The 13,642-nt window shown below is 60.9% G+C and carries 16 protein-coding genes and 1 pseudogene; 11 read left to right on the forward strand and 6 right to left on the reverse strand.

The annotated features are described in order from the left end of the window. From pyrC to grxB, 3 genes are all read right to left on the reverse strand, one after another. On the reverse strand, positions 1-815 hold an 815-nt coding region (pyrC, locus tag HA46_RS00005), incomplete at its 3' end, for a dihydroorotase (RefSeq protein WP_084881827.1). A gap of 381 nt (positions 816-1,196) precedes the next feature. After that, positions 1,197-1,760, reverse strand: coding sequence for a lipoprotein (locus HA46_RS00010; RefSeq protein ID WP_084881931.1), 564 nt, complete (start codon positions 1,758-1,760; stop codon positions 1,197-1,199). 110 nt (positions 1,761-1,870) lie between these two features. Further along, the gene (gene grxB / locus HA46_RS00015) at positions 1,871-2,518 is read right to left on the reverse strand and encodes a glutaredoxin 2 (RefSeq protein ID WP_033789470.1); all 648 of its coding nucleotides are present in this window, start codon (positions 2,516-2,518) and stop codon (positions 1,871-1,873) included. A 242-nt stretch (positions 2,519-2,760) separates the two neighbouring features. On the opposite strand from grxB, the gene rimJ reads away from it, so the two are divergent. The 4 genes from rimJ to murJ all read left to right on the forward strand — a co-directional run bounded on the left by rimJ (position 2,761) and on the right by murJ (position 6,575). Then, positions 2,761-3,351 (forward strand): ribosomal protein S5-alanine N-acetyltransferase, encoded by a 591-nt coding sequence (gene rimJ / locus HA46_RS00020; protein WP_033789472.1) that lies wholly within the window; start codon positions 2,761-2,763, stop codon positions 3,349-3,351. A 13-nt stretch (positions 3,352-3,364) separates the two neighbouring features. Then, complete coding sequence (locus HA46_RS00025; protein ID WP_084881828.1) at positions 3,365-3,994, forward strand: YceH family protein; 630 nt, start codon at positions 3,365-3,367, stop codon at positions 3,992-3,994. A 1-nt stretch (position 3,995) separates the two neighbouring features. Then, positions 3,996-4,916 (forward strand): Gfo/Idh/MocA family protein, encoded by a 921-nt coding sequence (locus HA46_RS00030; RefSeq protein WP_033789477.1) that lies wholly within the window; start codon positions 3,996-3,998, stop codon positions 4,914-4,916. A gap of 120 nt (positions 4,917-5,036) precedes the next feature. Then, positions 5,037-6,575 carry a murein biosynthesis integral membrane protein MurJ gene (gene murJ, locus HA46_RS00035; protein WP_084881829.1) on the forward strand — a complete coding sequence of 513 codons (1,539 nt, stop codon included), beginning with the start codon at positions 5,037-5,039 and terminating at the stop codon, positions 6,573-6,575. Positions 6,576-6,871: 296 nt separating this feature from the next. Here the strand turns inward: murJ and flgN are convergent. The 3 genes and pseudogenes from flgN to flgA form a co-directional block, all read right to left on the reverse strand. Further along, positions 6,872-7,304: pseudogene (gene flgN, locus HA46_RS00040) on the reverse strand (flagellar export chaperone FlgN). A gap of 5 nt (positions 7,305-7,309) precedes the next feature. After that, entirely contained in the window at positions 7,310-7,612 is a 303-nt protein-coding gene (gene flgM, locus HA46_RS00045; protein WP_033789480.1) for a flagellar biosynthesis anti-sigma factor FlgM, read from the reverse strand. Between the two features lie 103 nt (positions 7,613-7,715). Further along, complete coding sequence (gene flgA, locus HA46_RS00050) at positions 7,716-8,375, reverse strand: flagellar basal body P-ring formation chaperone FlgA (protein ID WP_033789483.1); 660 nt, start codon at positions 8,373-8,375, stop codon at positions 7,716-7,718. Between the two features lie 153 nt (positions 8,376-8,528). Between flgA and flgB the strand changes: the two genes are divergently transcribed. The 7 genes from flgB to HA46_RS00085 all read left to right on the forward strand — a co-directional run bounded on the left by flgB (position 8,529) and on the right by HA46_RS00085 (position 13,628). Continuing rightward, a complete protein-coding gene (flgB, locus tag HA46_RS00055; protein WP_033750987.1) occupies positions 8,529-8,942 on the forward strand; it encodes a flagellar basal body rod protein FlgB in 414 nt (137 codons plus the stop codon). A 2-nt stretch (positions 8,943-8,944) separates the two neighbouring features. Continuing rightward, positions 8,945-9,349 carry a flagellar basal body rod protein FlgC gene (gene flgC, locus HA46_RS00060; RefSeq protein WP_033789486.1) on the forward strand — a complete coding sequence of 135 codons (405 nt, stop codon included), beginning with the start codon at positions 8,945-8,947 and terminating at the stop codon, positions 9,347-9,349. A 12-nt stretch (positions 9,350-9,361) separates the two neighbouring features. Beyond that, positions 9,362-10,033: a flagellar hook assembly protein FlgD gene (gene flgD / locus HA46_RS00065; protein WP_033789488.1), complete on the forward strand. Its 672-nt coding sequence runs from the start codon at positions 9,362-9,364 to the stop codon at positions 10,031-10,033. A gap of 26 nt (positions 10,034-10,059) precedes the next feature. After that, the gene (gene flgE / locus HA46_RS00070) at positions 10,060-11,277 is read left to right on the forward strand and encodes a flagellar hook protein FlgE (RefSeq protein WP_033789489.1); all 1,218 of its coding nucleotides are present in this window, start codon (positions 10,060-10,062) and stop codon (positions 11,275-11,277) included. Between the two features lie 20 nt (positions 11,278-11,297). Beyond that, a complete protein-coding gene (locus HA46_RS00075; protein WP_033750975.1) occupies positions 11,298-12,056 on the forward strand; it encodes a flagellar basal body rod protein FlgF in 759 nt (252 codons plus the stop codon). A 15-nt stretch (positions 12,057-12,071) separates the two neighbouring features. After that, on the forward strand, positions 12,072-12,854 hold the full coding sequence (flgG, locus tag HA46_RS00080; protein WP_033750971.1) for a flagellar basal-body rod protein FlgG: 783 nt from the start codon (positions 12,072-12,074) through the stop codon (positions 12,852-12,854). Between the two features lie 111 nt (positions 12,855-12,965). Next, complete coding sequence (locus HA46_RS00085) at positions 12,966-13,628, forward strand: flagellar basal body L-ring protein FlgH (protein WP_253296959.1); 663 nt, start codon at positions 12,966-12,968, stop codon at positions 13,626-13,628. The last annotated feature ends 14 nt before the right edge of the window (positions 13,629-13,642 follow it).

Here is a 13,642-nt window from a genome sequence, read left to right on the forward strand (position 1 = left end):
GCGTTGAAAACGCCTGCGCAGCCGCACCTCGCCTCTTTGAGGTGGCGCAGGTGCGGCGCGGTGTCGGTGCCGAGGAAGAAGCGCGGATGGCCGCTGGCGACCACCTTGCGCAGCGCTTCCTGATGCGCGTTGCGCTTGAGGATCGGCAGGCAGTAGAGGTGCGGGCGCACGCCGCCTACCAGCATATGGTTGCGGTTGAACATCAGATGCTGCGGCGTAATGGTGGCGCCCAGCTTGTCATTGCCCGCCTCGACGTACTGCGCGGCTTCGCGCGTCGTGATGTGCTCGAAAACGACTTTGAGTTCCGGGTACGTTTTGCGCAGCGGCTCCATAACGCTGTCGATAAAGCGCGCCTCGCGATCGAAAATATCGATGTCGGCGTGGGTGACCTCGCCGTGAATCAGCAGCGGCATGCCGATCTTCTGCATGCGCTCCAGCACGCTGCTGATGGCGGCGATATGGGTGACGCCGTGGCTGGAGTTGGTGGTGGCATGCGCCGGATAGAGTTTGGCGGCGGTAAACACGCCCGCGTTAAAGCCCTGTTCGATCTCATCGGGATCGAGCGAGTCGGTAAGGTAGCAGGTCATCAGCGGGGTGAAGCGATGGTCCGCCGGCAGTGCGGCCAGAATGCGGTCGCGGTAGGCGACGGCGGCAGCGACGCTGGTGACCGGCGGCACCAGATTGGGCATCACGATGGCACGTCCGTTAACCGCGCTGGTATAAGGCAGAACCGTATTCAGCATCGCGTCGTCGCGCAGGTGAATATGCCAGTCGTCAGGGCGGCGGATAGTAAGTTGCTGAGGGTGTGCAGTCATCAGTGAAGCTCCGGCTAGTCAGGAAACGTAGAGGCGCGTTTTGGCCGGGTACAAAGCATAAGGCGTCGGGCAACCGTTTGCACTTCTTTTCTTGCAAGAAAGGCAAAACGACATGAGGCGTGGTTGAGTTTGGGATAACGTGCAGTCGCTGGGTGACATGGCCCGATCGCAAAGACGCAAAAATCGCCATCCCTGGCGGCTCGTCCCGCGCGCTACGCACCTCATCCCTGGGTGCGCCCGTTAACGGGCCAACGCGCTGCGTTGTTCAAAAACGCTCCCGGCGTTTTTGTCCCTTGCGCGGGACGCTTTGCTCTTGGGGCCATGTCACCCGCGTTGTGAGCTTTTCAGCTTCTTTAACGTTGCCAGGGCAAGATTCAGCTTTTACTGCGTAAACGGAATCACCAGCTGGCCAGGCTCGACCTTGAGGCCCTTAGCGAATTTCTTCGCCAGCGCCTCGCCTTTGCTGCGATCGACGCTCAATACATAGGCCGGCTTCTGATCAAAGTAGCTTTTAAGCGACTGATTCAGATAGGGCGTCAGGCTTTTCATCACCGCCGCCATCTTCTCCGGCTGCACCTGCGCGTCGACGATCTCCAGATTGCGCAGATAGACGGCGCCCTGCTGCGCGTCGAATACCGGCTGCGCCTTCATCTTCAGCTGCATATCCGCTTCCTGCGGGCCAAACAGCGAAGTGACGTTGATTTTCGCCCTGCCGGTCAGCGTGACGCGGTCCGGCTCCTCGCGGCCAATCTGGCTGTTGAGGTCGCTCAGCAGAATATGGGCGTTCACCAGGCCGGCGACGCCGATATCTTTCTCATAATTGTTGTGCTTCGCCAGCGCCTGATTCACTTCCTGCTCGCTGACGGTGTACTGCGTAAGCTGATTGCAGCCGCTAACCAGCACGGCGAAAAACAGGGCCGTTAGCCCCAGAAATGCCTTTTTCATTGTGTCCTCATCCGGATTGATGCTCATGCAGCGCATAGGGTGCCTGAATGCGGATGAGGTGTCATTAAGAAGGCGATGAGAAACGCCGGCGCGTCTCTCATCGAACCGCGTCAGAGGGCGATAGAGGAGAGCAGATTGACCTGCGTCTGCTTCGCCATGTTGTCGCGATAGTCGGCCACGCGGCTCGGCCAGTCGATGCCGGCCACCAGCGTCAGCGAACGCAGCAGCGGAAAGAGGTGGATATCATCCTCCGACAGCTCGCCGTTGACCGCGTTGGGCTTCACGATCAGCTTGTCGAGCTGGCGCAGATCGTCGCCGATCTTTTTGATCAGGCCCGGCGCATGGCTCTTTAGCTCGGCGAAATCGCCGATCGCCGCCTCTTTCTTCTGGCGGAAATAGTCGCGCGCCTCCGGCGTGGCGAATTCGGCGAAGGCGGCGTCCGCGATGCGCGGCAGCAGCAGCTTATTAACGTAGCCGTTGACGCTGCGCAGCCAGTCGCCGATCGCCGGATTGATTTTGCCGTTCAGCAGCGGCTCCCGGTCGCTTTTATCGATAAAGCGCACAATATCGAGGCTTTCCGGCATTGCGCTGCCGTCATCTTTTTGCAGGATGGGCGCCACCTTCTGGCCCACCAGCTTTTTCGGCGTCGCTTCATCGTCGTTAAGCATCACGATGAGCTCTACCGGCAGGTTTTTCAGGCCGAAAATCATGCGCGCTTTGACGCAAAAGGGGCAGTGGTCATAGATGTAGAGTTTCATCCCGGTCTCCTTTGGATAGTCAGGGCGACGGGCGTCACCCTGATTGAGGGCGTGTCGGAAGTATGGAAGAGATTCGGTGCGAGGGCAAACCGACGCTGCGAGCGGGCCGGGATTTGCAAAATAAAATCAAGGCGTTTCACGCCGGTCGTTAACGAATATTTTACCGCGGCAGGGGCGGCGGTTATAGTGAAAGCAATGTTGTTGGCACCGCTTTTCTTAAGCCTCAGATTTCAGGAGTCATGATGTTTGGCTATCGTTCTGCCGCGCCCAGGGTGCGATTGACCACCGACCGACTGGTGGTGCGTCTGGTTCACGAGCGCGACGCCTGGCGACTGGCGGATTACTACGCCGAAAACCGCGCCTTCTTAAAACCCTGGGAGCCGGTGCGCGACGAGAGCCACTGTTACCCCTCCGGCTGGCAGGCGCGCCTGGGCCTGATCACCGATATGCATAAGAGCGGCTCCGCCTACTATTTCATTTTGATGGATCCCGAAGAGTCCGAAGTGCGTGGCGTCGCCAACTTCAGCAACGTGCTGCGCGGCTCGTTCCACGCCTGCTACCTCGGCTATTCGCTGGGCGAAAAGTGGCAAGGACAAGGACTGATGTTCGAGGCGCTTCAGGCCGCCATCCGCTATATGCAACGCCAGCAGAATATCCACCGCATTATGGCGAACTACATGCCGCATAATCAGCGCAGCGGCGCGCTGCTGGCGCGTCTCGGCTTTGAGAAAGAGGGTTATGCGAAAGACTATCTGTTAATCGACGGCCGCTGGCAGGATCATGTGTTGACCGCGCTGACTCGTCATGAGTGGACGCCGGATCGGCGCGGCTAATAAGGAGATCGGAATGAAAATGGCGCTTTCGCCGCTGGCGTTGCGTGTTTTGGGTTGCCTGCTGGAGAAGCAGGTCACCACGCCGGAGCAGTATCCGCTGTCGCTGAATGCGGTGGTGACCGCCTGCAACCAGAAGTCGAACCGCGAGCCGGTGATGAACCTGACCGAAAGCGAAGTGCAGGAGGAGCTGGATCGGCTGACGAAAAAGCATCTGGCGACCGCCAACAGCGGCTTTGGCCAGCGCGTGGCGAAGTATGAGCAGCGCTTTTGCAATTCGACCTTCGGCAACCTGCAGCTCAGCAGCGCCGAGGTGGCGATTCTGACGCTGCTGTTCCTGCGCGGCGCGCAAACGCCGGGCGAGCTGCGCACGCGCAGCGGCAGACTGCACGAGTTTGCCGACGTTGAAGAAGTGGAAAGCGTGCTGGCTGATTTAACCGCGCGCGAGATGGTGACGCGCCTGCCGCGCGAGCCGGGCAAACGCGAAAGCCGCTACCTGCATCTGTTCGGCGACGAGCAATCCGCCAGCCAGGCGGAAACGCCGCAGGAAGATAACGGCGATCTCAGCGCGCGCGTCGCCGTGCTTGAGCAGTCGCTCGCCGTCTTACAGGCGCTGGTGCAAACGCTGCTGCATAAAGGAGGCTGAGATGAAACTGCGAATTGGCGTTGTCGGACTGGGTTCGATTGCGCAAAAAGCATGGCTGCCGGTGCTGGCACAGGCGGAAAGCTGGACGCTGGTCGGCGGCTTCTCGCCGAATCAGCAGAAGGCGCAGACGGTGTGCGACAGCTACCGCATGACCTGTTTCTCCTCGCTGAACGCGCTGGCGGACGCCTGCGACGCGGTGTTCGTTCACACCAGCACCGTCACCCACTACGAGATTGTCAAAGCGCTGCTGCTGGCGGGAAAAGATGTGCTGGTGGATAAGCCGCTGGCCGATAATTTCAGTCAGGCCGAGGCGCTGGTGGCGCTGGCGGAAAAGCGCGGGCGCAAACTGATGGTGGGCTTTAACCGCCGCTTTGCGCCGCGCTATCAGCAGCTGCGGCTGGCGATGCCGCAGGCTGCCAGCCTGCGCGTGGAGAAACACCGCAGCGACAGCGTCGGACCGAACGATCTGCGCTTTACGCTGCTTGACGACTATCTGCACGTGGTGGATACCGCGCTCTGGCTGGCGGGCGATCGCGCCGTCCAGCGTCATGGCTACATCCATACCAACGAGCGTGGCGAAATGCTCTATGCCGAGCACCACTTCGCCGCCGGCACCGTGCAGATCGCCACCAGCATGCATCGCCGCGCGGGCAGCCAGCGCGAGCGCGCCAGCCTGGTCGGCGACGGCCGCTGCATCGACGTGCTGGAGATGCGCGACTGGCAGGAGGAGCGCGGCGACGGCGTGCGTATCGATCCGCCGCCCGCGTGGCAAAGCCATCTGACCCAGCGCGGCTTCAGCGGCGCGGCGCACCATTTTATCCAGTGCGTGCAAAATCAGACGATGCCTGAAACAGGCGGCGAACAGGCGCTGCTGGCGCAGCGCGTGGTGGAAAAAATGTGGCGCGAGGCGGAGAAGGAATAACGCCTTGTAACACTCCGTGCTGGTCATTTCCCGCCGTGGCAGTAGACTATCGCCGGGCGCCGCTGGGCGCCCGCGCTAAGTAGCTCATTTTGCCGACTCTTTTCAGGACGTGCGCCAATTATGAATCTGTTGAAATCGCTGGCAGCGGTCAGTTCCATGACCCTGTTTTCCCGCGTATTGGGTTTTGCCCGTGACGCCATTGTGGCGCGGGTGTTCGGCGCCGGGATGGCCACGGACGCCTTTTTCGTCGCCTTTAAGCTGCCTAACCTGCTGCGGCGCATCTTCGCCGAAGGCGCCTTTTCGCAAGCGTTCGTACCGATCCTCGCCGAGTATAAAAGCAAGCAGGGCGAAGAGGCGACGCGGCTCTTTATCGCCTATGTCTCAGGCCTGCTGACGCTGGCGCTGGCGCTGGTGACCATCGCGGGGATGTTCGCCGCGCCCTGGGTGATTCTGGTCACTGCGCCCGGCTTTGCCGATACCGCCGATAAGTTCGCGCTCACCAGTGCGCTGCTGCGCGTGACCTTTCCCTATATTTTGCTGATTTCGCTGGCTTCGCTGGCGGGCGCCATCCTCAATACCTGGAACCGCTTTTCCGTTCCCGCCTTCGCGCCCACGCTGCTGAATATCAGCATGATCGGCTTTGCGCTCTTTGCCGCGCCGCACTTTCATCCGCCGGTGATGGCGCTGGCGTGGGCGGTGGTCGCAGGCGGCGTGCTGCAGCTTTTCTACCAGCTGCCGCACCTGAAGAAGATCGGCATGCTGGTGCTGCCGCGCATTAACCTGAAAGATGCGGGCGTCTGGCGCGTGATGCGGCAGATGGGGCCGGCGATCCTCGGCGTTTCCGTCAGCCAGATTTCGCTGATCATCAATACTATTTTCGCCTCGTTTCTCGTCTCCGGCTCGGTCTCATGGATGTATTACGCCGATCGCCTGATGGAGTTCCCGTCGGGCGTGCTGGGCGTGGCGCTCGGCACCATTTTGCTGCCGTCGCTGGCGAAGAGCTTTTCCAGCGGCAATCACGATGAATATTCCCGCCTGATGGACTGGGGCCTGCGCCTCTGCTTTCTACTGGCGCTGCCGAGCGCGGTGGCGCTGGGCATTCTTTCCGGCCCGCTCACCGTCGCGCTGTTTCAGTACGGCAAGTTCACCGCCTTCGACGCTCTGATGACGCAGCGCGCGCTGATTGCCTATTCAGTGGGGCTGATGGGGCTGATCGTGGTGAAGGTGCTGGCGCCGGGGTTCTACTCGCGTCAGGACATCAAAACGCCCGTGAAGATCGCCATGATTACCCTGGTGATGACGCAGTTAATGAACCTGGCCTTTATCGGCCCGCTGAAGCATGCCGGGCTGTCGCTCTCTATCGGCCTGGCAGCCTGCCTTAACGCCGCGCTGCTCTACTGGCAGCTGCGTAAGAAGAAGATTTTTCAGCCGCAGCCGGGCTGGGCGAGCTTTCTGCTGCGTCTGGCGATCGCGGTAAGCGTAATGGCGGCGGCGCTGGTGGGCATCCTTTATGTGATGCCGGCGTGGGAAGAGGGCGCGATGGTCTGGCGTCTGCTACGTCTGGCGGCGGTCTGCGCGGTGGGCGGCGGCGCCTACTTCCTGACGCTAGGGCTGCTCGGCTTCCGGCTGCGCGACTATGCGCGCCGGGCGCACGCGTAAAACAGCAAAATCCCGCTCTGAAGGCGGGATTTTTTTTTGTCTGCGGACTGGGTGCAGACGCGGATGGTATGGCCCGATCGCAAAGACGCAAAAGCGGCATCCATGCCAGCTCGGCCCGCGTGCTACGCACCTCATCCCTGAGGTGCGCCCGTTAACGGGCCAACGCGCTGCGTTGTTCAAAAACGCTCCCGGCGTTTTTGTCCCTTGCGCGGGACGCTTTGCTCTTCGGTCCATACCACTCGCGTTTCCACTTCCGCGTTGTCGGTAAAAAAATCCCGCCTTCTGGCGGGATTTTTTTATGCCTTCCGGCTTAGCGTCGCCTGACCTTTACCCAGCCCGTCCGGGCCATAAAAACGCCTGCGTCTGATGCGGCTTAAGCACGGTCAGCGCCTCTTCAGTAAAGCGGATCTGCTGATTGAGCAGCAAGCCGTTATGGGTATTGGCGTCGTTTAAGCGACGCGTCATCAGGCCGATACTCTGCCAGCGGCGCGTCATATCACTGTGACCAGCATAAGGCGCATGGGTGCCGAGCTGCCGCTCGGTGCTGCGGCGCATCTCGTCAAGATAGCTTAGCGTCGCCAGCAGCGCGCCTTTATCTTCGGTAATGCGCTGCAGCAGATTATTATTAATCCTGCCTGCGGCCAGTTGGTGCTGCTCCTCTTCGAGAACGTTCGAAAGCGAGGAAAGCACTTCCTGCATCTTATCTAGTGTGGTCAACAGGTTGCTCATGGGGATTATTTACCCTCTAAATACGCCTTAGTGTCGGCAATCAGCGCATCGGCGATCTTGCCGGTATCCATTTTCAGTTCGCCATTGCGAATGGCGGTTTTCAGTTGTTCGACGCGCGCCACGTTGATGTCCTGGCTGCCCGGCTGGGTCAGCTGCGACTGCGCATTGCTCAGGCTGACCTGGGCTGCGGCGGGCGTGGTTGCGGTAGCGTTCGACGCCTGGCGCGTTTTACCGGTCGTGGACTCGTTGCTTTCACGGGTTTGCACGGTCGCGACGGGCTTCAGAGGTTGCGTTCTGTCGATGCTCATATTCGGGCTCCTGTACGGTCAGGGGAAACTGCCACCTGAATCAGAATAGCGTAATCGCTTAATTGATTTCTCTATCGGCAGAAAAACAGCGTTCTTTAGCGCCTTATAGCGATATCAGAATATTCCCATCCGCATCCACTTTCCCGCTCACCACCTGACCGTTGCCCATGCGCACGCGCACCGACTGCGCCAGAATCGCATTGTTCAACGCTTTGCCTTCGCCGCTGGCGTTAAAGCCTTCGCCGCTGGCGATTACCATCACGCTCTGACCCGCCTTCACGCGCCACGGCTGGCGCATCATCGACAGCGTTACCGGCTGGCCCGGCTGAATATCGCGCAGCACCACCGCATCCGCCACCGAACCGACGTCAAGCATGGTGCGCGCCGGCAGAGTATCGAGGCGGCCACTCTGCAGGCGAAAATCGTCGGCGCTGACGGTTGAGCCGCGCGCCAGCAGACGCGTCGCCACCAGATACTGGCCGGTAACCTGCACCTGCACCTGAAGAAAACGTCGCGTATCGCCGCAGGTCGCGGCCACGCTCATGGGCCCCCACAGGCGGCTATTGCCAGGCAGGCTGAACTGCGGCGCGTCGCAGGTCGGCCACTGCGCCTGCGGCGTCTTAATCTCCACCGTCATGCCCGCCGCGTGCTGCGCGTCGCGAGCCTGGAAAAAGCCCGTTAGCTGGGCGGGAAGATCGGCGGCGCTGGCGGGCAGGGCGAACAGCGCCAGCAGGCCGGCCAACAGGGCGGTAAGGTTACGCATCAAATCACTCCTTGCTGCTAATGGCGACGAGTGTACTCGCGCCGCGACAAAATCAAGGCGAAAAATAGCCGTGATTTTTGCCGTTATTCAGACGATGGCTATTGCTTTTCCCCCATAAGCTGTTCTCTCGAAATTCTCATTTGCGGAGGAAGCATGCTCGACAAACTGGATGCTGCGCTGCAGTTCGGCACTGAAGCTCTCAATCTGCGTGCTCAACGTCAGGAGATCCTGGCGTCAAATATTGCCAACGCCGATACCCCTGGCTATCAGGCGCGGGATATCGACTTTGCCAGCGAGCTCAGTCGGGTAATGAAAAACGGGCGCGCCGAAGGCAGCGGCATGTCGCTGAAAGTCACCTCGCCACGCCATATCGAAGCGCAGGTCAACTCGGCGGCGTCGGCCAACCTGCTCTATCGCATTCCCGATCAGCCTGCAGCGGACGGCAACACCGTCGATATGGACCGCGAGCGTACGCAGTTCGCGGACAACAGTCTGAAGTACCAGACCGACCTCACCCTCATCAGCAGCCAGATCAAGGGCATGATGAGCGTGTTACAGGGGCAATAAACATGGCATTGCTGAATATTTTTGACATTGCCGGTTCAGCGATGACCGCGCAATCCCAGCGACTCAACGTCAGCGCCAGCAACCTGGCGAACGCCGACAGCGTCACCGGCCCCGACGGCAAGCCTTACGTGGCGAAGCAGGTGGTGTTCCAGACCGATGCGGCGCCCGGCGCGGCGACCGGCGGCGTCAAAGTGGCGCAGGTGCTGGACGATCCCTCTCCGGCGAAGCTGGTGTACGACCCAGGCAATCCGCTGGCGGATGACAAGGGCTACGTGAAGATGCCGAACGTGGACGTGGTGGCCGAAAGCGTCAACACCATGTCGGCGTCGCGCAGCTACCAGGCCAACGTCGAGGTGCTGAACACCGTGAAATCAATGATGATGAAAACCCTGACCATGGGTTCCTAACGGAGAAACGACATGGGCATCGCAGTAGGCGTCAACGAGAAACTGGACCCCACGGTCCTCAGCTCATCCAGCAGCGGCACCAGCAACAGCGCGCAGGATCTGCAGAACCAGTTTCTGACCATGCTGGTTACGCAGTTGCAGAATCAGGATCCCACTAATCCGATGGACAACAGCCAGCTCACCACGCAGCTGGCGCAGATCAACACCCTGAGCGGCATTGAAAAACTCAATACTACGCTGGGTTCGATCTCCGGCCAGATCAGCACCAGCCAGTCGCTGCAGAGTTCGACGCTGATCGGCCACGGCGTCATGGTAAACGGCACGCAGGTGCTGGTCGGCAAAGGCACCACCACGCCGTTTGGCGTCGAGCTGGCTACCGCGTCGACCGCCACCACCGCCACGGTGAAAGACGCCGGCGGCAACGTGGTGCGCACCATCGATCTGGGGGCGCTCTCGGCCGGCGTGCATACCTTCTCGTGGGACGGCACCCTGGCGGACAGCTCCACCGCGCCGGACGGCAAATATACGGTTTCAATCGCCGCCAGCAATGGCAGCACGCAACTGGTGGCCCAGCCGCTCAACTACGCCTACATCAACGGCGTCTCGACGGCAAATAACACCACCAAACTGGATCTCGGCACCATGGGCTCCGCAACCCTTGATGAAGTACGTCAGATTCTCTGATTCATCTCTAAACAGGAGAAATAAACATGTCATTTTCCCAAGCGGTGAGCGGCCTGGGCGCTGCCTCCAGCAACCTGGACGTTATCGGCAACAACATCGCCAACTCCGCGACGGCGGGCTTTAAGTCCAGCACCATCGCCTTCGCCGATATGTTCGCCGGTTCCAACGTCGGCCTCGGCACCAAGGTGGCGGCGGTGATCCAGAACTTTAACGACGGCGCCACCACCACCACCAGCCGCGGACTCGACGTCGCGCTGAGCGGCAACGGCTTCTTTCGTATGGCGGACGCCAGCGGCGCGGTTTACTACTCGCGCAACGGCCAGCTGACGCTGGATGAGAACCGCAACCTGGTGAACACGCAGGGGCTTAAAGTCACCGGCTATCCGGTAAGCGGTACGCCGCCGACGGTGCAGACGGGTGCCAACCCGGTCGCGCTGAGCATTCCAACCACGCAGATGTCGGCGCGCGCCACCACCACCGCGACCCAGGTGGCGAACCTCAACTCCACCGACGCCATTCCGACCGTAACGCCGTTCAACGCCAGCGACGTCGGCAGCTACAACGCGAAAAGCACCATGACGGTCTATGACTCTCAAGGTAACGACCACAACCTCGACATGTATTACGTCAAAACCGCCGACAACAACTGGACGGTGCACGCGATTGACTCCACCACCGGCACCAGCGCAGGGACTTTCACCGCGGCGTTCGACGCGAGCGGCAACCTGACTGGCCTTAACGGCGGCACGGCGTCAACCGTCAACCTGACCATCAACGGTTCTAACGGCGCGGCGGCGGGTCAGGTCTTTTCGCTGAGCATGCTGGGCAGCCTGCAGCAGAACACCGGCACCACCACCTTCGGCAACCCGGCGCAGGACGGCTACGCGCCGGGCGATCTGACCAGCTACGCGATTAACGACGACGGCACCATTACCGGCAGCTACTCCAACAAAAAGACCCAGCTGCTGGGCCAGATCGTGCTGGCCAGCTTCTCTAACCCGGAAGGGTTGCAGTCGCAGGGCGACAACGTCTGGTCCGCTACCAGCTCCTCTGGTCAGGCGGCGATCGGTCTGGCGAACACCGGCACCTACGGTTCGCTGACCTCCGGCGCGCTGGAAGCGTCGAACGTCGATATGAGCAAAGAGCTGGTGAACATGATCGTGGCGCAGCGCAACTATCAGGCGAACGCCCAGACCATCAAAACTCAGGACCAGATTCTCAACACCCTGGTTAACTTGCGTTAATTCACTAACGGGATTGCTTTATGGATCACGCGATATATACCGCAATGGGCGCGGCCAGCCAGACGCTGGATCAGCAGGCCGTCACGGCCAGCAACCTCGCCAACGCCTCAACGCCGGGCTTTCGCGCGCAGCTCAATGCGCTGCGCGCGGTGCCGGTCAGCGGCTGGTCGCTGCCGACGCGCACCCTGGTCGCCGCCTCGACGCCCGGCGCCGATATGAGCCAGGGCGCAATGGACAATACCGGACGCACGCTGGACGTGGCGATGGGGCAGGACGGCTGGCTGGCGGTGCGCACCGCTGACGGCAGCGAAGCCTATACCCGCAACGGCAATATGCAGATCAGCTCGACCGGCATTCTGACCGTCCAGGGCAATCCCGTCATGGGCGATGGCGGCCCTATCGCGGTGCCGCAGGGCGCCGAGCTGACCATCGCGGCGGACGGCACCATCACCTCGCGCAACGCGGGCGATGCGCCAAACGCCACGGTGCAGATCGGCCGTCTGAAGCTGGTGAAAGCCACCGGCAAAGAGATGCAGCGCGGCGACGACGGCATGTTCCGTCCGAACCAGCAGACCCAGGCGACGCGCGGCGCGGCGCTGGCCGCCGACGCCACGGTGCAGGTGATGCCGGGCGTGCTGGAGGGCAGCAACGTCAAGCCGGTAGAGACCATGGTCGATATGATCGCCAACGCCCGACGTTTCGAGATGCAGATGAAAGTCATCACCAACGTCGACGAAAACGAACAAAAAGCCAACCAGCTGCTGAACATGAGCAGCTAAGGCAGAGGAAAACAGATGATTCGTTCCTTATGGATCGCCAAAACCGGTCTTGACGCCCAGCAAACCAATATGGACGTCATCTCCAACAACCTGGCGAACGTCAGCACCAACGGCTTTAAACGTTCGCGCGCGGTGTTTGAAGATTTGATGTACCAGACCCTGCGTCAGCCGGGCACCCAGTCTTCCGAACAGACTACGCTGCCGTCGGGCCTGCAGATCGGTACCGGCGTGCGTCCGGTCACCACCGAGCGCCTGCATACCCAGGGCAACCTGTCGCAGACCAGCAACTCCAAAGATGTGGCGATCAACGGCCAGGGTTATTTTGAAGTGCAGCTGCCGGACGGCACTTCCGCCTACACCCGCGACGGCTCGTTCCAGGTGGACCAGAACGGTCAGCTGGTCAACAACGCCGGCTATCCGGTGCAGCCGGGCATCACGATCCCGGCCAACGCCACCAGCATCACCATCTCGCGCGACGGCGTGGTGAGCGTGACGCAGCAGGGCCAGACCAATCCGGCGCAGGTCGGACAGCTCACTATCAGCACCTTTATTAACGATGCCGGTCTCGACAGCATGGGCGAAAACCTCTACCAGGAAACCCAGGCATCAGGCGCGCCGACCCAGAGCACGCCGGGCCAGAACGGCGCGGGCCTGCTCTACCAGGGCTATGTGGAAACCTCTAACGTCAACGTGGCGGAAGAGCTGGTCACCATGATCCAGACGCAGCGCGCCTATGAAATCAACAGCAAGGCGATCAGCACCTCCGATCAAATGCTGCAGAAGTTAACGCAGATTTAATTTCGGTTATCAGGGCCAGCGCTGGCTGGCCTGAAGTCAACACATCTATAAGGTCGTGACTCCGTGGCGAAGCAACTGAACATAAAGCCTGGACATTGGTTGGTGGCGACAATGCTGCTGACCCTTAACGGTTGTGCGTTAGTGCCGCGCACGCCGCTGGTGGAAGGGGCAACGACGGCGCAGCCGCTGCCTTCCGCGCCGCCGGTGGTCAACGGCTCTATTTTTCAGGGCGTCGCGCCGCTCAACTACGGCTACCAGCCGCTGTTTGAGGATCGCCGCCCGCGCAATATCGGCGATACGCTCACTATCGTCCTGCAGGAAAACGTCAGCGCCAGCAAGAGCTCTTCAGCCAACGCGACGCGCGACGGCAGCGCCAGCTTCGGCCTCGACGCTATTCCGACCGGCCTGAACGGCCTGGTGGGCGCAGACGGCTCGAAGGCCAATGTGGGCGCCAACGGCAAAAACGATTTCGCTGGCAAAGGCGGCGCAACCGCCAACAACACCTTCACCGGCACCATTACCGTCACCGTGAATCAGGTTCTGTCGAACGGCAACCTGCGCGTGGTCGGCGAGAAGCAGATCGAGATCAACCAGGGCACCGAGTTTATTCGCTTCTCCGGCGTCGTGAACCCGCGCACCATCAGCGCCAGCAACTCGGTACTGTCGACGGCGGTGGCCGACGCCCGCATCGAATATGTCGGCAATGGATATATTAATGAAGCGCAGACCATGGGCTGGTTCCAGCGTTTCTTCCTGAACATCTCGCCGATGTAATGAGGTCATGATGA

Origin of the sequence: Pantoea septica (genome assembly GCF_002095575.1) — a bacterium.
In the GTDB taxonomy this organism is placed as follows: Bacteria; Pseudomonadota; Gammaproteobacteria; order Enterobacterales; family Enterobacteriaceae; genus Pantoea; species Pantoea septica.